This window comes from Faecalibacterium sp. I4-1-79, assembly GCF_023347235.1.
Lineage (GTDB): Bacteria > Bacillota > Clostridia > Oscillospirales > Ruminococcaceae > Faecalibacterium > Faecalibacterium tardum.
Genome location: NZ_CP094467.1, coordinates 1,405,081 through 1,426,480 on the forward strand (window position 1 = coordinate 1,405,081; position 21,400 = coordinate 1,426,480).

General features: G+C 52.4%; 17 protein-coding genes and 1 pseudogene. 4 read left to right on the forward strand and 14 right to left on the reverse strand.

From position 1 onward, the window contains the following. Positions 1 to 7: 7 nt before the first annotated feature. The 4 genes from MTP36_RS06900 to MTP36_RS06915 all read right to left on the reverse strand — a co-directional run bounded on the left by MTP36_RS06900 (position 8) and on the right by MTP36_RS06915 (position 4,733). The gene (locus tag MTP36_RS06900; protein WP_097783439.1) at positions 8 to 673 is read right to left on the reverse strand and encodes an ABC transporter ATP-binding protein; all 666 of its coding nucleotides are present in this window, start codon (positions 671 to 673) and stop codon (positions 8 to 10) included. A gap of 140 nt (positions 674 to 813) precedes the next feature. Continuing rightward, the gene (locus MTP36_RS06905) at positions 814 to 2,847 is read right to left on the reverse strand and encodes an ABC transporter permease (RefSeq protein WP_097783440.1); all 2,034 of its coding nucleotides are present in this window, start codon (positions 2,845 to 2,847) and stop codon (positions 814 to 816) included. Between the two features lie 165 nt (positions 2,848 to 3,012). Next, positions 3,013 to 4,044, reverse strand: coding sequence for a sensor histidine kinase (locus tag MTP36_RS06910; protein WP_118050872.1), 1,032 nt, complete (start codon positions 4,042 to 4,044; stop codon positions 3,013 to 3,015). Next, positions 4,041 to 4,733: a response regulator transcription factor gene (locus MTP36_RS06915; protein ID WP_021738113.1), complete on the reverse strand. Its 693-nt coding sequence runs from the start codon at positions 4,731 to 4,733 to the stop codon at positions 4,041 to 4,043. The genes MTP36_RS06910 and MTP36_RS06915 overlap by 4 nt, the downstream gene beginning before the upstream one ends. Before the next feature lie 219 nt (positions 4,734 to 4,952). On the opposite strand from MTP36_RS06915, the gene MTP36_RS06920 reads away from it, so the two are divergent. The 4 genes from MTP36_RS06920 (at position 4,953) to MTP36_RS06935 (ending at position 8,138) form a co-directional block, all read left to right on the forward strand. Next, positions 4,953 to 5,321 (forward strand): helix-turn-helix transcriptional regulator, encoded by a 369-nt coding sequence (locus MTP36_RS06920; protein WP_005927725.1) that lies wholly within the window; start codon positions 4,953 to 4,955, stop codon positions 5,319 to 5,321. A 190-nt stretch (positions 5,322 to 5,511) separates the two neighbouring features. After that, complete coding sequence (locus MTP36_RS06925) at positions 5,512 to 5,841, forward strand: plasmid mobilization protein (protein WP_207684218.1); 330 nt, start codon at positions 5,512 to 5,514, stop codon at positions 5,839 to 5,841. Further along, positions 5,802 to 7,130: a relaxase/mobilization nuclease domain-containing protein gene (locus MTP36_RS06930; protein ID WP_249254263.1), complete on the forward strand. Its 1,329-nt coding sequence runs from the start codon at positions 5,802 to 5,804 to the stop codon at positions 7,128 to 7,130. The genes MTP36_RS06925 and MTP36_RS06930 overlap by 40 nt, the downstream gene beginning before the upstream one ends. A gap of 111 nt (positions 7,131 to 7,241) precedes the next feature. Further along, on the forward strand, positions 7,242 to 8,138 hold the full coding sequence (locus MTP36_RS06935; RefSeq protein WP_117477616.1) for a BRO-N domain-containing protein: 897 nt from the start codon (positions 7,242 to 7,244) through the stop codon (positions 8,136 to 8,138). A 116-nt stretch (positions 8,139 to 8,254) separates the two neighbouring features. On the opposite strand, the gene MTP36_RS06940 is transcribed toward MTP36_RS06935, so the two are convergent. The 10 genes and pseudogenes from MTP36_RS06940 to MTP36_RS06985 form a co-directional block, all read right to left on the reverse strand. After that, complete coding sequence (locus MTP36_RS06940) at positions 8,255 to 8,455, reverse strand: transposon-transfer assisting family protein (protein ID WP_055186549.1); 201 nt, start codon at positions 8,453 to 8,455, stop codon at positions 8,255 to 8,257. Positions 8,456 to 8,458: 3 nt separating this feature from the next. Beyond that, complete coding sequence (locus tag MTP36_RS06945; protein ID WP_442900273.1) at positions 8,459 to 9,403, reverse strand: hypothetical protein; 945 nt, start codon at positions 9,401 to 9,403, stop codon at positions 8,459 to 8,461. Positions 9,404 to 9,406: 3 nt separating this feature from the next. Next, the gene (locus MTP36_RS06950; protein ID WP_249254264.1) at positions 9,407 to 12,598 is read right to left on the reverse strand and encodes a YodL domain-containing protein; all 3,192 of its coding nucleotides are present in this window, start codon (positions 12,596 to 12,598) and stop codon (positions 9,407 to 9,409) included. Positions 12,599 to 12,697: 99 nt separating this feature from the next. Further along, positions 12,698 to 14,776, reverse strand: coding sequence for a DNA topoisomerase 3 (locus tag MTP36_RS06955; protein WP_249254266.1), 2,079 nt, complete (start codon positions 14,774 to 14,776; stop codon positions 12,698 to 12,700). Next, the gene (locus MTP36_RS06960; protein WP_249254267.1) at positions 14,773 to 15,495 is read right to left on the reverse strand and encodes a DUF4366 domain-containing protein; all 723 of its coding nucleotides are present in this window, start codon (positions 15,493 to 15,495) and stop codon (positions 14,773 to 14,775) included. Before MTP36_RS06960 ends, MTP36_RS06955 begins: the two co-directional genes overlap by 4 nt. Further along, on the reverse strand, positions 15,485 to 15,736 hold the full coding sequence (locus MTP36_RS06965) for a DUF4315 family protein (RefSeq protein ID WP_249254268.1): 252 nt from the start codon (positions 15,734 to 15,736) through the stop codon (positions 15,485 to 15,487). The genes MTP36_RS06960 and MTP36_RS06965 overlap by 11 nt, the downstream gene beginning before the upstream one ends. Before the next feature lie 18 nt (positions 15,737 to 15,754). Beyond that, positions 15,755 to 17,740: pseudogene (locus MTP36_RS06970) on the reverse strand (C40 family peptidase). After that, the gene (locus MTP36_RS06975) at positions 17,737 to 18,633 is read right to left on the reverse strand and encodes a DNA cytosine methyltransferase (protein ID WP_249254269.1); all 897 of its coding nucleotides are present in this window, start codon (positions 18,631 to 18,633) and stop codon (positions 17,737 to 17,739) included. Before MTP36_RS06975 ends, MTP36_RS06970 begins: the two are co-directional and overlap by 4 nt. Beyond that, a complete protein-coding gene (locus MTP36_RS06980; RefSeq protein WP_249254270.1) occupies positions 18,630 to 21,032 on the reverse strand; it encodes a VirB4-like conjugal transfer ATPase, CD1110 family in 2,403 nt (800 codons plus the stop codon). Before MTP36_RS06980 ends, MTP36_RS06975 begins: the two co-directional genes overlap by 4 nt. Next, positions 20,959 to 21,384 (reverse strand): PrgI family protein, encoded by a 426-nt coding sequence (locus MTP36_RS06985; protein WP_078784923.1) that lies wholly within the window; start codon positions 21,382 to 21,384, stop codon positions 20,959 to 20,961. The genes MTP36_RS06980 and MTP36_RS06985 overlap by 74 nt, the downstream gene beginning before the upstream one ends. Positions 21,385 to 21,400: the final 16 nt, after the last annotated feature.

The window sequence follows — 21,400 nt, forward strand, 5'->3', positions numbered from 1 at the left end:
CACCTCCTTACTCCACAATCTTGCCGTCCTCAATGCGGACAATCCGATCTGCAAGGCGGGCAATGTCGTTGTTGTGGGTAATCATCACAACAGTTTGCCGGAACTCTGCACTGGTGCGCTTGATAAGCCCCAGCACCTCGGCGCTGGTCTTGCTATCAAGGTTGCCGGTTGGCTCGTCGGCCAGAACAATAGCCGGTTTGGTAATCAAGGCGCGGGCGATAGCCACACGCTGCTGCTGGCCGCCGGAAAGATTGTTCGGCATATTTTTCAGTTTATCTTCCAGCCCCAGCAGGTGAACGATCTCGTCCAAAAACTTCTGATCCACCGTGTCCCCGTCCAGCTCCACCGGCAGGACGATGTTCTCATACACATTCAGGATAGGAACAAGGTTATAGTTCTGGAAGATAAAGCCGATGTTGCGGCGGCGAAAGATGGTAAGCTGTTCATCGTTCTTCTTTGCCAGTTCTTCGCCCCGGACGATCACGGTTCCGCTGGTGGGAGTGTCCAGCCCGCCCATCATGTGAAGCAGGGTGGACTTGCCGCTGCCGGATGTTCCCACAACGGCCACAAACTCGCCGTCCTCCACGGAGAAGTTCACACCGTCAAGGGCGCGGGTAATGTTCGGCTCTGTGCCGTAATACTTTTTCAGATCAATCGCCTGTAAAACGCTCATACTCAAAACTCCTTTCAAGGCTTTCTGCCTGTTGATAAGGCTATTGTAAAACCCAAATGTCCGCGAAATGTTACAGCGGCCAAAAAATTTCATTGAAAATCGGGGGTGAAATGTTACAACGCTCGGACATTTCAAAATTATTATTCAACTACCCTTAATCGAGCTACAATACTTGTTTTTCTAAAATAGCGAAACGAAACATGAGGAACTATAATCGCCACAACGCAAATAACAATTCCCTCTAATATCAACGGGAAAATCGTAGGCTGTATTGTAAACAGCCATAAGTCAGGTTGATTAAAGAAAGTAGGAAGAATTGTATTTGCAACAATAAGAGAGAGAGGTAAACCCATTACACAAATCAGAAATGCGTAAAACAATCCCTCCAATACGGTCAATTTGTTAATTTGTTTTTTCGTCATTCCGATGCTCTCTAATGTAGCAAATTCCCGTTGCCGGTTTATAATGCCCGTTATAATGATGTTGGAAAAATTCACAAGCCCGATACTTCCTAATAGAAACCCAATAAGGCCACCTATGATAAAAATAGTTTGTTTTAATCCATTCATAGTTTGTGCCAATGTTTCAGACGATGCGTATTCAACGGTAGGCAAAGAATTGATGTACTCGGTCGCTGGCAAAAAGTGTTCTTTTTCCACATCAAACACATAACTCATTATGGCTGGATTGTTATACAATTCCACAAACATCTCATTACTCATATAGAAAATAGGACAATCGCCGCCAACATCAGTGTAGCCAACATTCTTACCCGGAGATTCTACCAATGAAAAATCAACCACTGCACGCGCAATTACAGAAACCGTTTTATAAGGCAATCCATCTTTGTAAATGGTAACTTCCTGATTGAGCGGACAAAGAAATTCAGGAGATTCATTTGGGTTGATCGCTGAAATTTCTATAACATAGTTTCCACTTTCCAAATATGAGGTTAGTTGCTGTATATCTGTTTCTCCCTCAATGAAATTCAATTTAGGAAGTATTGATTTTTCTACCCCGTAAATATTGCAAAGAGGTCGATAATCAACACCGAGTTTTACTGGATAAGTTCTGCCATCAACCATACCACTTCGTATAAGGTGATTATCTTCTGTGTATTCGTCTAATACTTCCGTGACCAAACTACCATAATCATAAGTAACACTGACATCATCCAAAGTGTTTTTATAAATTCGACTTCCGTTCAGCACAGGAATATTATTTTCAATATCAGATATGATTTCATTACTAACAGAATCATCTTTAAATCGAAAACCTTGCACATTAGAAAATGTGTTTGGGCTTGCCACAACAAAATCAAATGAGGTAACAGAAGATACATATTTTTTAACATCAACACTATTTCCGATTGCGATTGCACTGTTTAGGAGAATAATGCAGAGTATCATGGATAAGACGATAAATATGGTACGCTTTGAATTTCTTCTTAAATTTCTCCATGCCATTTCTGTTATTCTATTCTTAAACGAAAGACGATTCTTGTTGGCACTATGATAATTGTCTTTTTCATAGTATCTAGTTGCCTCAATGGGCGAAATCGTAGCTGCAATTTTGAATGGTTTCTTTATACTCACCCAAACAGTAATCGCACTAAATATCCCGGCAACGACAAAAATAATAGGATTAAAACTCAAGTTCACAGAAAGATTGTGATACTCGCCTTTCATAAAATTAAGAATCCACGGAAGCATAAGTATTCCTACTATATATCCTAAAATCAACCCAATAGATATAGCAATTATAGACAGCCAAAATGCTTGCTTATAAACAATTCGCTTGATTTGCTTCTCCGTTGTTCCGATTGTTCTTAATAAGCCATATTTCTTTATTTCTTGAACAACAGAAATCTCAAAAATATTGCGAATGAGCAAATAGCCCGTTATTACAAAAATCATAATAAAAAACAGGGCTGCTATTATGGCAATCCAATTTACAGATGTACCAGTGGACGGGCTGGTTCCCCTAATTTGCAAAATAGTTGTCTGTATAGACTGGATCGCTCCAACACATAAAGTCGTTACAGAAGTAAAAAGCATTGATGTTAAAACGATTGCTATTACAGCAACAATATTTCGTAATTTGTTGGCTTTGAAGCTTCTTTGCGCCAGCTTCTTTGTAATGGCGCTGGTGTCATTTTCAAAAGGCCATGTCATAGTTGTATCACCTCCATATTTGATAAGGGTATTGTAAAACCTAAATGTCCGCGAAATGTTACAGCGGCCCAAAAATTTCATTGAAAATCGGGGTGAAATGTTACAACGCTCGGACATTTCAAAAAAATTTACGGCGGGCAGCCGGAAATGGCCGTCCGCCGCATTCTATTTTGTCGGCAGCATAATGGAAAATTCCGAGCCCTTGCCCGGCTCTGAAACCACTTTGATATAGCCGCCTTGCCGCGTTACGATCTCTCGGGCCAGATACAGTCCAATGCCCACGCCCTGCTGTTCGTGTACTTCTTCCTCACGATAAAAGCGCCGGAAGATAGCAGCCTGATTACTTTCGGAAATGCCCTTGCCGGTATCGGCTACTTTGATCTCCACATACATTTCCCACGGTATCACCGACACCGTAATTTTTCCACCTGCCGGAGTATACTTCACCGCATTGTCCAACAGGTTAAAGAGGGCTTCGGATGTCCACTTGCTGTCATGGGAAAAGGTCAAATTCTCCGGGCAGTCCACAGATACAGCGATTTTCTTTTTTTCCGCTGCATACACGATCCCACTCATGGCTTGCGCCACGGTATCAAAGAGGCAGACCGGTTTCTTATTCAACTGGATTACGCCCGTTTCTAACCGTGAGGTTTTCACAAGAGCCTGAAAGAGAAAGTCCAGTTTATCTGTCTGGGTGCGGATTCCACGGATAAAATCGGTACGCTCCGCCTCGGTCATAGGCTTTTCCAGCAGGGTGTCCGTCGCCATTTTCAGATTGCTTACCGGCGTTTTTACCTGATGGGAAATATCCGATACAAGGGTTTGTAACTCCTGCCGTTCCTCGTCCACCCGGCGACGGTTCTCCTGCATGATCTGGTAAAGTCTCGCCAGCCGGTGCCCGATTCTGGCGAGCTGGGTTTCGCTGTCCTCTGGCCGCTGGGGTGCTTCATTTCCGGCGATCATGTGGTCTAAGGTCTGGCACAGGTCAGTGGTAAACTGCGACAGTCGCTTTCCAAACGCCTGCGTCAGTACAAAAATCCCTACAATGGCGCACAGCAGCAGCGCCCCGCCTGTCAGCAGCACCGCAATCTGTTTTGTCACAAGAAAAAGAGCTATGGTGATCCCGGACATGGAGAGGACAAGCTCCATTGCCACCCGGCCAAACAGCCGCTTTACCGAGAGGTTTTGAAACTTCATTTTGCCTCGCCTCCCGTCCATTGATACCCCATGCCGTAAACGGTCTTGATGTAGGGTGCGCCGCCGTCGGCTTCAATCTTGCTGCGAATACGGCTGATGGAGGTTGTCAGGGTGTGTTCGTCCACAAACCGCTCGTCTATATCCCACAGCTTTTCCAAAAGCTGCCCACGGGTCAGCACTTGCCGGGGATTTTTACGAAACAGGTTCAGCATTTTGTACTCCATCGGGGATAGAGTCAGGGGCTTGCCGTTTAAGGAAGCCGTCTGCTCCGAGAAGTCCAGAAACAACCGCCCGTCGTCGTAAATGTCCTTGGCCGGTTTGTGGTGTTCCAGCATGGCGAACATGGCTTTGATTTTCCGCTGCAAGGCCCCAATCACAAAGGGCTTTGTGATGTAGTCCACCGCGCCCACCTCATAACCCCGTATCTGGTCGCTCTCCTGATCGTTGGCGGTCAGGAATATTACGATGGTGTCCGGGTGCTGAGGCTTTATTAGCTTGCACAGCTCAAAGCCGTTCCCGTCCGGCAGGTTGATGTCCAGCAGCACTAAATCAAATTCCCGCTGGCGGATGGCGTCGGCTGCGGTTCTGGCATTTAGGGCAGAAGTCACGCCATAGCCGTCTGCGGTCAGGTTATAGGCCACCATCTTATTCAAAAAACTGTCGTCCTCGACAATTAAAATCTGCTTCATATCCTCACTTCCTTTGCTTTTTGCAGATAGTATAACAGGCAAATGTCCGCGAAATGTTACAGCGGACGGATTTTTCAAAAAAGGGTTTCTTCCTTATTATAAGATAGCCCACTTTACAATACAATGCTCAAACTATGAACAATAAAGTTTAGCAACAATGCGCTTTGCATCATTTCGCCAATCGTCCATGAACTATAAAATGTATATGGGTGATGCAGAATGGCGAAAATTGAGGACTGTCCCGGCTTTGAAACGTTCGGAGCGGATGTCAAGGCAGCTCGAAAGGCAAAACAGCTTTCCCGCAGTGCGCTGGCTGACATGATACATTGTGACAGCCGGTATCTTGCGAACATCGAAAACGAAGGCACGCTGCCCAGCCTGCCGGTGGTGATTCAGTTGATAAAAATTTGCGGCCTGCCGGTGGAGCGGTACTTCAACCCGGAACTCATGCGGGAAGAAAGTGCGGAGCGTCAGAGGGTCAGCCACAAGCTGCAGCTTTGCCCGGAAGAATACTTACCCATCGTAGAAGGTGCCATTGACGGTGCCTTACGAATCCATGAACAGGAAAAAGAGCCCGTGTGTGTCTGATTGTCATGCACGATCATTGAGAGGATGCAAAAGCGTCCTCTTATTTTTTTGCATTTTGCGGGCAAAACGGGGGTGTTGTGGTGTCATAGTAGTGGGGAAAGGTAACGTAGCAAGCATAGGGAGTGTAGCCACTCCCGGCAAAAATGCTTGCTGGGGAGTACCCCAGACCCCGAAGAAACGAGGTGAAACTATGACGAACCGAACCCGAAAAATTGTTCTGCGTGTTCCAGTGACGCCGGAGGAACGGGAACTTATCCGGCAGAAGATGGCTCTGCTGCACACACGGAATTTTTCTGCATACGCCCGGAAGATGCTGATAGACGGATATGTTGTCCACATCGACACCACCGACATCCGGGCGCAGACCGCCGAATTGCAGAAGATTGGCGTCAACGTCAATCAGATCGCGCGGCGGCTGAACAGCATGGGGCCGCTGTACACACAAGATATTGCGGACATCAAAGGAGCGCTGGCACAGATATGGCAGTTACAAAGATACATCCTATCAAGTCAACGCTGAAAAAGGCACTGGACTACATTGAGAATCCAGCCAAGACGGATGAAAAAATGCTGGTGTCCTCCTTTGCCTGCTCCTATGAAACCGCCGACATCGAATTTGAACTGCTGCTATCACAAGCCATGCAGAAAGGCAACAATCTGGCCCACCACCTGATACAGTCTTTTGCGCCGGGAGAAACCACGCCGGAGCAGGCCCACCAGATTGGTCGGCAGCTTGCAGATGAAGTCCTGCAAGGCAAATACCCGTATGTACTGACCACGCACATTGACAAAGGGCACGTCCACAACCACATCATCTTTTGCGCCGTGGACATGGTGAACCAACGAAAGTATGTTTCCAACCGGCAGAGCTATGCCTACATCCGGCGCACCAGCGACCGGCTGTGTAAGGAACATGGCCTGTCCGTGGTAATGCCCGGCCAAGACAGGGGCAAGAGCTATGCCGAGTGGGACGCGCACCGAAAAGGCACGAGCTGGAAGGCGAAGCTGAAAGCTGCCATAGATACCACCATCCCGCAGGCCAAGGATTTTGACGATTTTCTGCGGCTCTTGCAGGAGCAAAGCTATGAGGTCAAGCGTGGCAAGTATGTTTCGTTCCGTGCGCCCGGACAGGGACGGTTCATCCGCTGCAAAACGTTGGGCGAAGCCTACACCGAGGAAGCTATCACCGAGCGCATCAAAGGGCAGTTCGTGGAGCGGAAGCCCAAAGAAACCCGCAAAATTTCTCTGCGGATTGATTTGGAAAACAGCATCAAGGCCCAGCAGTCCGCAGGGTATGAGAAGTGGGCAAAACTCCACAATCTGAAACAGGCGGCCCGGATGCTGAACTTCCTGACCGAGCATGAAATCGAAAGCTACCCGGATTTGGAAAGCCGGGTGGCCGAGATCACCGCCGCCAGCACCGAAGCTGCCGCCGCACTGAAAGCGGCCGAACACCGGCTTGCAGAAATGGCCGTGCTGATAAAGGATGTTACCACCTGTAAGGAGCTGCACTCGTTGGTGCAGGAGTACCAGCGGGCCGCTGACAAAAAGCAGTTCCGGCACAAGCACGAGGGCACCCTGATTCTCTATGAAGCGGCGGCCAAGGCCCTGAAAGAGCAGGGCTTTCAAAAGCGGCCCGACCTCTACGCCCTGAAAGCCGAGTATAAGCAACTGACCGAGCAGAAAGACCAGCTGCAGCGGCGGTACAGCGAAGCCAAACGCCAGATGCAGGAATATGGTACCATCAAGCAGAATGTGGACGGCATCCTGCGGACAACACCGGGAAAAGAGCAGATGCAGGAACGGTAAATCTGCACAAAATATTGTTCGGATTTTTGAACTGCAAACGCTTAGACTGGGTGGCGTTTCCACCCGAAATCATGTAAAATAGAATTAGACAACGAAAGCGAGGAACCCTTTATGGCAGAAGTGAAAGACAATAGCTCCATCCAGCTTTTTGAAGATCAGAAAATCCGTACTGCATGGGATGCAGAAAAGGAAGAATGGTATTTTTCGATTATTGATGTTATTTCTGTTTTAACTGGAACAGCCAATCCACGGCGTTATTGGAGCGACCTTAAGCGTAAGCTGAAAGCTGAGGGGGCAAATGAGTTGTACGAAAAAATCGTACAACTGAAAATGTTGTCCTCTGATGGAAAACGGTACAAGACAGATGTCGCCAACACCGAACAGCTTTTGCGTATCATCCAGTCCATCCCGTCCCCGAAAGCTGAACCGTTCAAGGCATGGCTGGCAATGGTGGGCAAGGAACGCATCGAAGAAACCATCGACCCGGAGCAAGCTATTGACCGTGCGCTTGATACCTATTTGAAGAAAGGCTACTCCGAAGAATGGATTCACCAGCGGCTTTTGGCAATCCGCATCCGCAACGAACTAACGGACGAATGGAAGAAGCGCGGAGTGCAAAAGGGCAAGGAGTACGCCATCCTGACCGATGAAATCTCCCGCGCATGGTCCGGCATGACCACGGGGCAGTACAAGCGGCTGAAAGGTCTAACAAAAGAAAATCTCCGGGATAATATGACCGATTTGGAACTTGTGCTGACCATGCTGGCGGAAGCATCTACCACGGATATTTCCAAGACTGCAAAGCCGCAGACATTTGAAGAAAACAAGCAGGTTGCCAAACGCGGCGGCAAGGTGGCTGGCATTGCGCGGCAGGCTCTTGAAGCGGAAACTGGAAAACCCGTTATCACGGAAAAAAATGCGTTTGACTTCCAGCAGCTTGTGACCGACATTGTAGAAGATGCCGCCGAACTGCCGGAAAATCCCACCGAGAAAAAAGATAAAGACTGATACATAAAAAATAGCCGGACACAGCAACCCCAAGGCCACCGTGTCCGGCTATTTCTGTGTTGACAACCACACATTACTTTGATTGAAAATAATGTGTGGTTGTCAAGCTGGCGGTATTATTCACCCGTAAAATCAAACCTCTGTCCGTCAAAGTCTGCATCGGTCATGCGCTCCAACTTCGCAATGGTGCCTTTTGTCAGTTGCCGCATTTCAGTGTCCATATCCGGCCGGGCGGCCAGCATCCGCGCCATCGTCCGGCGGCGGTCAGAAGTGTGGTACATACAAATCAAATTTTCTTCTTCTACGCTGAAATTCATGCGTCATACCTCCATTTCGTGTTGCTTGCTGCGGGCCGCTGCTTTTTTCGGGCTGGCGGCCTGCTTTGTTTCGGAAAGCTGCTTGCGGACGGAAGTGCGGGGCTTGCAGATGCCCTTGTCCCGGTTTTCGTTTTTGTCAACTAGCGCGTAGATGCCAAAACGGTCTTTCACGCTGGACAGGTGCAGGGACTTGTACGGCAACATTGCAAGCAACTGGTCCGTGTCCCGGCTGGATGCCAGTTTGGTGAAGTAGGGCGATACCTCCACCATAAAATGATTTTTGTCCGGGCTGTTGGGAGCAGCCAGCCGCTTTATGTCTGCCGTGATACGCTGCGCCTCGGCCTCAATCAGCCCGGTATGCAGTGCCGTAAGATGTTCTTTGAAATTACCGGGCCGTGCCGGTTCTCGACTGCGCTGCTCCTGCCGGATGGCCGCTTGCAAAAGTTCCGGGTCAAGGGGCTGCATTTCATACCGCACGAACTCTCCAAAATATTTGTCCGGGCGACTGTCGAAATGCTCTTTCGGGACAATCTCCCGCATCCCGCTTTCGTAGATCAGGCGATTGGCACCCACGGGCAGGGCTGCATCCCGGATATGCTGGAAATGCTGCTGGTAGTCCAGTTCATACAGATTGCCTTGCACGGTTCCGTTGGCCGCACCGGTCAACTCCACTGCATAGGCAAGAATCCTGTCGTGGGTCTGTTCGCCGCAGAATTTCCATGTGTTGTAGGCTTGGGTATCTTTGAGCAGCACGTCTCGTTCCCGGAAACAGAATGTTCCAGAGGGCCGGGACAGCCACAACAGCAGCTTATCTTCCGGCTGGTCGCTGCGGGCGGCCTCCCGCAGCATCTTGATGTCAAAGGCAAAATCGCTCTGATAGTATGCGGTGTTCTGGTGCATGATGGCTTCCAGCGCAGCAATCACGTCCACATTTTCAAACTTCTGCACGGTTTACACCTCCAATTCTTTTGTCTTTTCCCGTGGCGGTATTTGTTTGCTCTGCTCCTTTTTCGCAGCATCCAGCTGTGCCCGGATGGAAGGCTTTTTCGGTTTGTCCGTGCGGGACTTTTTTGCTTTCGGTGCCTTTTCCTCGGCTTTGACTGCGGCGGCAAGGTCTGTCAGAGAAATTTGTTCTCCGGCTTTTGCTTTTGCCTCCAATTCGCCCAGAGATGGTGCATTGTTCAACACACCATCAATCATATTTTCGTTTTGTTCGGTGGAAAGTTCTGCGGTGCGCAGCGGTTTTTCCCGCAAGAACTCTGGCACCTGCTGGAAGCCCACACTGTCGCAGTAGTGGGCGGTGTCCTGCCCATTCTGGTGCAGCACCACCACATCCGAAACAGACAGCGAGTGTCCCTTGAAATCTGCCGGATAGTCCACATTGAATGTGCGGTAGATGTCCTCCAATGTGGTGCCAGCAGCCAGCGGCGCGGCGTATACTTCCGTATAGTTGGCCTTGTCCACGGTCAGTCCTGCGGCTTGCAGGTGGTCGTAAGGCTCAAAACGGTAATCGCGGGTGGAATCTTCATTGCGCAGCTGGTAGATGGAAAAGCTGTCCTGCTGCGGTGCTTCAAAGCCTGCCGCTGCGTATTCCTCTACGGTCATTCTGGCAGCAGCCGCTTCCTGCGCGATCTCGGCCTGCACCTGTGCCTTGTAATCCTGCAAGCTCTGGTCGAAGTCGGATAGCTTGGGCGGTTCCGGCAAGTTGTATTGGCCTTGGTTGAGCATCGAGCGGCAGTCCTGCACATAGGCCACAACAGTGTTGTAATAGGCCGTTTGTTCCGGCGAAATGTTCTGTCCCTCCCGCAAAGCGGCGGTGGCTGCCTGCTCCATGGCCGAAAGATTGCAATGTTGTTTGAGGTACGGGATAAACTCGGTCAGCACCATTTCCCGCTCTGCCTTGTCTTGTTCCCACGCTTCCGGGCCTTTGTTGTGCAGAACAAAATTTTTCCAGTTCTCGTCCTTGGCATAGTATTCGTGGTAGTTCTGGATATGCTGAACCAAAGAACCCTCTCCGTCACCAAAATCCTGCCGTCCCTCGTAGTTGTCGGGTTGGCCGTTCAGGGTAAAATCAATACGGAATGCGGTCTTGTCGTACCAGCCGCCCGTGTAGCCGTCCTTTTCCCGGTCCGTGTGCTGGGCGGTGTCCAGTTCTTCAAAGACGCGGTTTGCCACGGACAGCGGCATGATTTCGCCGTCCTGCAGCTTGTCACTTTCGCTCCAAAGAATTGTGACCGTAGGTTCTGCGGCGGGGTCTGGAATTTTAACGGGTGCGGGAATTTCGTTGGCCTTTTCTGCTGCATCTTGGAATGCCGCCAGCTTGTCGCCCAACAGGACTTCCGACACTGCGGCTGTCTGCCCCAACAGATTAAGCGCTTCCTGCCCGGCATCCGGCAGGGTCAGACCGGGCGCGTCCAACTGCCCGCCGTCCAGAGCTTTATTGTCCGGGTCGTACAGGGTGTAGTCATAGCCGGAATCACAGGTCTGGATGAACAGGATACTGCCGTTATCCAATGCAAATGCGGCCTCCTGTGCAGCGGAAAGGTCTGCTTCCCGCTGCTGGCGCAGTTCTGCCAGATGTTCGTCCAGCGCAGAGATCAGCTCATGGGCCGCGCTGCGGATAATTTCCAGAGAGGCTTTCAGTTCGGCCAGTTCCCGGCCGGAACTCCACCCGGCCACATATCCAAAGGAATACTCGGACGTGTCCAGCCCGTAATGCTGGCAGACGGCATAGGCCACGCTTTCGGCCTGCACCTCGCGGGTGCGGCTGTCCGGGCGGTTGGCCTGTTCCGGGTCGTCTGGGTCGATGGCGTGCAACTTAGCATGGGCAATCTCATGGATGGCTGTCTTGATGGTTTGCAGCTGGCTCATGCCCTCTTGGATGGCAATGCGGTTGTCGAGCAGATGAAAGTAGCCGTGCGCCCCGCCCTCGATGTCCTCAAACCCGATGGGCACCGGAGATGACTGCTCCAACGCCTTGAAAAAATCTTGGTAGTCCTGCACACTGCCGGACAGTTCATTCACGGCAATGGTCGGCAGAGGTTCGCCCTCGGTCTGGCTGACATCGAACACGGACACCACCTTGAAAGCCGGAATCTGCACCGTCTTTTCTTCCGTCAGTGGCTTGCCGTCCTTGTCCAGAATCGGCTTGCCCTGTTCGTCCAGCTTTTCCATCTTCTGCTTCACCTTATACGGCGCAGGGGCAAGGATTTTGATGCCTTTTTCGCCTTTCTTCACGGTGCGGTGGAACGTGTCTTTCCACTTGTTGAAGCCGGCCACCAGCTGCCCGCCCTGCATGGCGATCAGCAAGGTGTTGTTGAAGCTGTAATTGTGGAATTTTGCCATCGTGGTGAGGTAGGCTTTGTAGCGGTCGCTGTCGAACAACTGCTGAATGCCTGTTTCCAGCCGGTCCGTGATTTCTTTCATGCGTTCTGCGCTGTCCTTGCCGTTCAGGATGATGGGGATAACTTTCTGCGGTTCCGTTTCAGGCTGAACAGGCGGCGGGATGTTGGCCGCATCCCGCAGAACTTCCGGCGCGGGAAAGGACAGCACCCGGTATTCCTCCGGCACGGGCTGGCCCTCGTGGACTTTCTGCCACGCGTCCCCGCTTTTGACAAGGTAGCCGTACTGGGTGAACGCACCCTGTTCCTGCTGAGCCACATACCGGCCAAACTGTGCCGTGTCGATGCCGCCTTTCCATTCTTCCGGCATATCCACCATGCCGGAGCGATTCAGGTAGTAATCTCCTAGCTGGGCAGGCCCGTGCACATCCGGCAGATGCACATAGTAGTCCACGTTTTCGGGAAAGTCGGTGATTCTCCCGATGCTGAAAAGCTCACTCTGCGGAGCTTGCAAGGCGGCGTTCAGTTCTGCGCGTTCCCCGGTAGAGAGTGTTTCCAGTCGTGATGCCAGAAAGTTCAGTTCGTCCACATTGGATGCCAGCACCATGTTGTAGGGGATGGCAAAACGCTTTTCTTCCTCGGCAAAATAGCCGGAAATGAAAAGGCCCTGCGGGTTATCGGACGAAATGTCGATTTGCCGCAGAGCCGCTTGTACCTGTTCGGTTGTGGTGGGAAGGTCCAGCCAGACACCATCCCTGCTTTGCTGCCGATTTTGCAGCTGGATGGAAAATAATTCGCTCATTTGGTCACACTCCTTTTTTTGCTATCCTACGGATAGAGAGAGCCGGTTATGGCAAAATGAATGCTTCACCTTACCATAACCGGCCCTCGTATTTTTGCCTTACTCTTTGCGCTCTACCCGGTAATTGACGTACTTGTCTCCCGTATCTGCCAGAAGCACCGTTGCATCATAGGTTTTGCCTGTTTTCTCGGAGTAGAGGCCCTTGACCTTTGCCTTACCGTTTTTGAGCAGAGCAGCGGCAATCTTCGGTGTGAACGCCTTTTTGCGCTGCTCAAAGAAGCGGTCATTCTTCCACATCACGAACTGACAGCTACGATTCCCGCAGTAGAAGTTTTTCTTGCCCTCATAGACGTTTTCACTGCACCGGGGACACTTGCCGATAATAACCCGTTCCGACTGGAACAGGTTTTGCTTATCTGCACTGATACAAGAATAGGTCTTGACCAGCTGGCGCACCTGCGCTTCAATTTCGGCCATGAACTCGTCCGCGTCTGCATTGCCCTTGGCAATCTCGGTCAGGCGATTTTCCCATTCGGCGGTCAGGACGGGAGAGGTCAGGCTTTCCGGCAGAACCACCGCCAGATTGATGCCGTCCTTGGTGGGGACAAGCTGTTTGCCCTTGCGCTGCACAAAGCCCATTTGCACCAGCTTTTCCAGAATCGCCGCACGGGTGGCCGGAGTACCCAGCCCCTTGCGTTCCGCTTCCTCCGGCATATCCTCGGCCCCGGCCCGCTCCATTGCTGACAGGAGCGTATCTTCGGTGTAGGCTTTCGGCGGGGATGTGAAGTGTTCCGATACGGTAGAAGTTACGCGGAAACTCTGCCCCTCGGCCAGTTCCGGCAGGGTGTTCAGGGCTTCCGTTTCTTCTTCGCCGTCTGCTTTCATGGTGGAGCGGAACCGTTGGTCGATCTCTTTCCATCCGGGGACAAGCACCGTTTTTCCCTTGGCGGTGAACTCGTTCCCTGCACAGGAGAACACGGCGGTCACTGTTTCGTACTCGTGGGGTGCGGCCACCGCACAGAGCAGTTTGGAGCAGACAAGGTTCATCAGCTTGCACTCACTTTCCGCAAGGCCGGTGAAGCCCTGTTTTACAAATTCGGCCGTGGGAAGGATGGCGTGGTGGTCCGATACCTTTTTGCTGTTCAGAATCCGGCCCACTTCCGGGGTCAAGTCAAGCTCTTGGGCAAAGGGCAGCAGCTCCAGCAGGTCAAACACAAGATGTTGTGCTGTCTGGCCCATGTCCTCGGTCAGATATTGGCTGTCCGTGCGGGGATAGGTCAGCAGTCTCTTCTCGTAAAGTTGCTGGGCATAATCAAGGGTCTGCTTTGCCGTAAATCCGAACAGGCGGTTTGCCTCCCGCTGCAAGGTGGTCAGGTCATAGGGCTTGGGCGGCTGTTCTGTCTTTTTCTCCCGTTTGACAGAAGTACAAACGGGAGTTGTGCCTGTGCATTTTTCTTTGAGAGAATTTGCGGTTTCTGCATCCGAAATGCGCCCACTGTCTGCTTTCAAGCTGCCGGACTGGATGCCGACTGTGTAATACTTTTCTTTTTGGAAGCGCAGAATTTTTGCATCCCGGTCCACCAGCATTTTCAGTGTCGGGGTCTGCACCCGGCCTACCGTCAGGGTTTTGTGATACAGCACCGAAAACAGCCGTGTTGCATTGATGCCCACCAGCCAATCCGCCTTTGCACGGCAGAGGGCCGATTGATACAGAGCATCATAATCCGAATCCGGGCGCAGGTTTGCAAAGCCCTCCCGGATGGCTGCATCCTCCATGCTGGAAATCCAGAGCCGCTTTACGGGTTTCGTGCAGCCGGCCATTTGGTAGACGAAACGGAAAATCAGTTCTCCCTCCCGGCCTGCGTCGGTTGCGGCGGTCACACTGTCCACATCCGGGCGGTTGAGCAGGGCACGCAGAACTTCAAACTGCGGTTTCTTTTCGTCCGGGACAATGAACTGCCACGGCTGGGGCAGGATGGGCAAATCTTCATACTTCCACTTGCAGTATTTTTCATCGTACTGGCCCGCCTCGGCAAAGGACACCAGATGCCCGATGCACCAGCTGACCAGATACCCGCCGCCCTGCCAGTAGCCGTTTTGCTTTTCAGTGGCCCCGATCACGGCGGCGATGCTGCGGGCTACACTGGGCTTTTCGGCAATTACCAGCTGAACGCTCATGTTTCGTCCTCCTGTCCATCCTCCGAATGAATCTCGATTTCAGCAGGTTCCTCGTCTGCATCCTCGTCCTCGCCAAAATCGTATTCGTCCAGATCATCGTGCCCGGTGGTATCGGCCTTGGGCTTGCGGAACTTGAAATAATAGAGTGCTGCACCGCCGCCCGATAGAGCCAGCACCAGCAAGATAATCAGACTGCCCATGTTGGACTTCGACTTTTCCTCTGGCGTTTCAGTGTCAGTTTTCACCGCTTCCGGGGCCGTGCAGTTGCGCAGGCTCTTTTCACACAAGGGGCAGTTTTCGTTGACGTTTCCGGCCTCACATTTCACCGTGCAGGTGCAGACCTCGGCGGTCTGCGGTTCTTCATCCAGCAGGGCCAGCAAGTCGGCATCGTCCACTTGGTTCAGGAAGTGAACGGACGTTTCCTTGTCCTCGTTGGCGCGGTCAATCAGAATGTAAAAATAATTCCCGGCTTTGGTGGTCACGGTGATAAGCTGCTTGTCGCCGTAGAAATCGTCCACCAGTGTTGCGTTGCCTTTGGGTGTGATGGGCACACCCTCCGGCTCCATGCCGTCCGTAGTGGGTTCTTCTTCGATAATCTCCGGCAGAGGTTCCGGGGCAGGGTCAGTACCGCTTGCGAAAGCGGGCATGGAAAAGGAGCAGAGGCAGAGCAGGATAGCCAGCAGTCCGGCAGCGAAACGGTTCCAGTTGTCAGGTTTCATCGGCGGCATCCTCCTGTTTGTGGTACGGGGTGACGGTAGGAGCGGCGTTCAGCGCACCGCTGCGCAGGAAGGCCGCAAACTCGTCCGGCTTCATATTCATGCTGCGCACCAACTGAATGATCTGCAAATTTTCCTGTTCGGTCTTTTCAGCTTCCAGTTCTTTCAACTGCTGATGGTATTCGCTGATTTTTTCTTTGAGCCGTTCAATGTCGCGCTCAATGCGGGAAAGTCTTTTTGCCATACAAAATCCTTTCTGGCGTCACGGTAAACGCCCATAGCTGTAAAAATGTTCTTGCCAATATTTCGAGTTGAGGTTTGTGTAAGAGATCGGGTCGCCGCAGTGCAGCATGATGGAATTGCCCACATAGATACCGCAATGGCTCACGCCGGGGGTATCGTAGGTTCCCTTGAAAAACACAAGGTCGCCCGGTTTGACCTGCGCCGTCGAAACAGGAGTACAGAGGTTGTAAAGGCCCTGTGCGGTCTGGCGGCCCACATTCCAGCCGGAGTGATTCAGCACCCACGAAATGTAGCCGCTGCAATCAAAGCTGGTGCTGGGCGAACTGCCGCCCCACACATACGGGTAGCCGATGTACTTGGTGGCTTCCTCCATCATGGCGGCAAACTTATCATCTTTGAGGGCTTCCGGGGGAATGTCGTAATAGGTGGGCTGCTTGATGGTGGACGCATTGGGGTACTGTGCCTGCCCGAACAAATCCGGCCGGTTGCCCAGCGTGCGCATATAGAGCGAATAAGCACTGAGTTGTTCTTCGGTCAGCACTTCCACGGGCAAATGGGACAAATCCTTGTTTTTCAACTTGACCGTGCAGATGTAGTATTCATACGGTTCTTGGTAGGTGATAACTTGCGGCACACCATACGGGCCAATAATGACCATCATTTTTGTACGGTAGCGTATCTGCATGGTCACGGTCTCGGTCAGGATGTATTGCTTTTCAAAGAGCATTTCAAGTTCGCCCTGCACCTCGGCCAGTGTGAACACGCCGTCATGCAGCGCGGACAAAATCGAGATCAGCACATAGGGGTCATGCTCGATTTCATCCAGATAAAAATGATACTCGTCATAGTTGTGGGTGGCCTCGTAGGTGTCGAGATACCGTTGCAGCTTTTGTTCCAGCTTGGCATAAGCCTTCTCTGCACCCAGCATATCCTTGTCCTTGGAAAAATAAGAAGATGCCGTCACGCCGGTTCCAGCGGTGCCCGCCATCACGGTGCAGGACTGCAAACCCGTTATCAAGAGCAGAGCCAGCAGACCGAACACCGCCACGATCAGAATGGTTTTCCAGTTCCGGGCCGCAAATTCGGCTACCCGTTCGCCGCCCTCGGCCGCCAGCTTCGTTACCCGGAAACCGTTCTCTGCGGTGGCGGCTGCACCCTGCGCGGCGGCTTGTCCGGCCTGCCGTGCAGCTTTGGCATACTGCTGTTTGATACGCCGTTTCTGCCACATCCGGGAAATGGGGTTGCTGGCCGCCTGTGCAATTTGCGGATTGTCCCGCAAGGATTTCTGGTAAAAGTATTCTGCATTGGCAGACATGAGCTGACGCTCTGCCTTTTCCACGGCCTTGTAGGGCTTCATCTTGTGGTGCCGGATGCCGCTGCGGATGGCTTTGGCGGTCTGACGCTCCACCAGTTCTTCACCTTTGTGGCCACCCTCCACGCCCACATTTTCGTGTTCGACCTCGTGGATTTTTCCGTGAGCGAACAGCAATGCTTCCGACAGCGGCCGACTGGCCGGGTTTGGTTTCAGGCTGGGTGGGCCTTTGTCCTGCTACTCAAAACGCAAGGTGGATTTTGCCTTGCCGCTGGCTGCATCATAGACTTTTTCTTTGACCGGGACACGCTTTTTCGGCAAAGCGGCGCGGGCTGCATCCAGTTTGTCGGCTTTCGCTCCCGCCTTTTGGATATACGGCTGCAACGCCGGGTCTGCCCGTTCTTCCTCGGTCAATTCCAAACGGGCAGCGGAACGGTGCAGGCCATCTTCGCTTTCGGCGGTGGCTGCGGTTTCTGCGGCTTTTTTCGCTTTCTTTTTATTTTTATGACCGTCCTTGATGTCCTCGGCCCGTTCCAGAATTTTTTCGGCCTTGCCCTCGGCATCCGTAGAATAATCCTGTTCCGCCTCCCGGCTGGAAACGTTCTCCACAGTGCCGTCCGCCTGATTTTCCACCACCAGACCGTCACGGGTCATGGTCTGGGTGACTTTGGCTTTTGCCTGCAATTCTTTCAAAGTTCTTCACCTCCCATCGGACAGCGGCCCGTTTCAATGTCAGCAATGTATTTGAGAATCGGGAATACCTGCGGCGGCGAAACTGCATTGCCCAGTGTTTTCATCCGCTTGCTGCGGTTCGGCACATCTTCGGTCAGGCGCGGGATGTCGGCGGGTTCTTCGGCCCAAAGGGAATGTCCGTCCATTTGCGCGGGAAACCCATCAGCCACTCTACCCAGTCCGGGTTGAGGTAGGGCTTTTCCAGTGTGGTGGGGGTCATCCGGTAGACCACATGAGAGAGCCGCGCCGTCCATGCTTTGCCATCCTTGTTCATCTTGCGATAGCTGCCATTCGCAGAGATTTGGATGTCCAGCCCCTTGCCCACATCCCCGGTGTCGCTGGCAAGGGGTGTGGGAAGCAGCGGAGCCGATGATGAATACCCGTTTCCGTTCGTGCCACGCGCCAACGGCAGCAGCAGGTAATACGAAAACCCGAACATCGTAACCTGCCTGCTCCAAGTCAATGAGCGTTTTGTCGAGCCCCATACGGAGGAAGCCAGCAACATTTTCTCCAAGCACCCAACGGGGCTGCAATTCCCGGATGACCCGCAGCATTTCGGGCCAGAGGTAGCGTTCATCGTGGAAGCCGCGCTGCCGCCCTGCGGTGGAGAACGGCTGGCACGGGAAACCACCTGAAATGAGGGTGATGGTGTGAAGTCCTGTTTTTTCAAAGAAAGCCTCCTTTGTTACGGTGGTGATGTCCTGAAAGCGGGGCACCTCCGGCCAGTGGCTTGCCAGCACAGCGGCAGGAAACGCTGCCCACTCGCATTGACAGACAGAGGTAAACCCCGCTGCTTCTGCGGCAAGGTCAATGCCGCCGATGCCGGAAAACAAGCTGAAATGCGTTAAGTTCATAGCTCCACCACCTCGCTGAGCCGGGTGGTCATGATCTTATAGAGCTGGGTGTTTTTCGGGATGGGGTTTGAGAACGGCAACACCGCGTTCTCAAAAATCAGCAGTCCTTCGCCTGGTTCCGAATTGTCGATGTACTTCTGCTGGTCTGCGGAGAGGTTCAGCCGTTCCGAAAGGATTTTGCGGTCGCCGGATGCCTGATTCAGCAGCGTGATGAAGTCACTGTTTTCCAGAATGTTCTCGATCTCCGGGGAAGAAAGAAGGTCCTTCACATTCTGGGTGGCCCCTGTGGGCACGCCGCCCCATTTGCGAAAGCGTTTCCAAATCTCGGCACTGTATGCGGCGGTCTGTTCCTCTTTCAGCAAGAGGTGGAACTCGTCTGCAAAATACCATGTAGCCCGGCCTTGGCTGCGGTTCTGGGTGACGCGGCCCCATATCTGGTCTTGGATAATGAGCATCCCTAATTTTTTTAACTGTTTGCCCAACTCTTTGATGTCAAAGGCCACAAGCCGGTTGTGGATGTCCACATTCGTTTTGTGATTAAAAACATTCAGCGAGCCGGACACATACAGGTCTAATGCCTGCGCCACCCGGTCCGCTTCCGGCAAGTGCTGGTCGAGCAGGGCTTGGTGAAGGTCAGACAAAATCGGCATATTCTCCGGGCAGGGGTTCGCCAGATAGGGACGGTAGATGGCTTTCACGGCACGGTCTATCACGGTGCGTTCAATCGCTTCCAGACCTGTTTTACCGCCCATGACCAGTTCACAGAACGACAGCACAAAATCCGATTTTAGGGCCAAAGGGCTGTCATCTTCGGAGTAGTTCAGGTTGATGTCCAAAGGATTTACATAGTCCTTGCTGGTGGGCGAAAGTTTGATGACCTGCCCATGCAGCCGCTTGACCAGCGGATAATACTCGGCCTCTGGGTCTGAAATGAAAATATCGTCAGCAGTCGTTAAAAACACACTGACGATTTCGGACTTGCAGCTCATGGATTTGCCGCTGCCGGGCGTGCCCAGCTTCAAGCCGTTGGGACACCGGGCCTGCTTGCGGTCCAGCATGATTATGTTGTGGGATTTTGCGTTGATTCCGTAGTACATGGCCGCACCGCTCTGGAAAAGCTCCTGCGTGACAAAGGGCACGAACACCGCCACGTTGGAGGTGGTAAGGCTGCGCTGAATCCTTATCTGGTTGATGCCCAGCGGAAGGCTGGACACAAGGCCCTGCTCCTGCTGGTAGTCCAGCCGGACAAGGGAGCAGTTGTACTTCTGGGCCACACCTGCCGCTTGGAACACATCGTTGCCCAGCTTTTGCTTGGTGTCGGCCACATTCAGCACTAAAAAAGTCAGCATGAACAATCGCTCATTTCTTGTTTGCAGTTTGTTCAGCAGCTTTTTGGCGTCCTCGCCGTAGGTGGCAAGGTCGCTGGGGAGGATATCCATGTCGTACCCGGAACGGACAGCCTTTTTCTGTTCCTGAATCTTCATAGCATCAAGGTCTGTGATTTTTCGCTTGATGGTTTTAATGGCCTCGGTCTGGTCGATGGCCTGCACATGGAGATTGACGAGAATGCCACTTTCGGTTTTGAGAAAGTCGGCCAGCATTTCGTCTGAAAGTTCCGGCGCAAGGATTTGTAAAAAACTCACAGCTCCATACTTGCCGCCCAAACCAAAGGTTTTGGCCGTACCGAAACAGAGGGAGGACGGGGCCACAAAATCCTTAGTGGACAGGCCGGAGGGCGCCAGCCAGTCCCAGTCAAAGCGGAACGGTTCCCCGTCCGGGTGGAAGATGCCGTGCAGCACCTCCAAACGCGCCTGTCCGTCCATGACGTGCGCCACGCAGCCCATGGTCTTGAAATAGCCCAGCAGGTCAAGACCAATGCGGGTCAGCCGCGCCCGTGCGGTTTTTAGATTGTCTGCCTCGATGGTGAAGGTCAGGTACTTGGTTTTGACAATGCCGTTGTTTCCGCTGGCAAGCTGCTTTTGCAGGATGGCGGTGTACTCGGCGCGGATGTCGTCAAAATCATCCCCCTGCGGTGCGATCTCAAAACTTTTTGCGTACTGCACCGGGTCAACCTTGCGATTGAGAAACGAAAGCTGCACATGGATGGAGGCATCCACATAGTTGTACAGGTCGCACAGGTGTTCAAAGATGGCGGTCCTCGTTTCCGGCTGGGCCAGCTGATAGCTGATGTCCTCAAAGGCAATGCACTTGGAGAACGTGCGTCGGTCAATGCGGCACACACCGTCCGGGTAGATGGCCTCATACGGGATGGTGGCCTGTGCCGTGCGGGGCTTGCCGTCACCCTTGTACTTGCGGAGAACGGCATCAATTTCTTTTTTCTGGGCGCGGGTGAGCTTTTTGGGCTTTTCGGTTTCGCGGGGTATCGTTTTTCTGGACAATGGCCTTTACCTCCTGTTCCATTTGGTATTGCCGCACAAGGGCGGCGTAAGCATTGTTGGTCTGATAGGGCCTTTCCTTGGGACGAATAAAGCAGCACTGAATCATTTGCTGAATCACCACTTCAAGGGGCTGGCCGTGCCGCTCGAACAGAGCGAACAGCAGCCCCGGCAGCATGGCAAAAATCATCAGCAGGGCCGCCGCGCTGTTGGAAAGATAGTCCCGGGTCAAAAAATAAAGCGGCCCGCCCGTGAGGAGCGCGCCGCCGAAGCAGACCAGCTGCCGCTTGGTCAGCCCGAATAAGACTTTGGATTTTACATGGGTCAAATCTTTGGGAACGGTCACATACGCCATACGTTTTTCCTTTCTC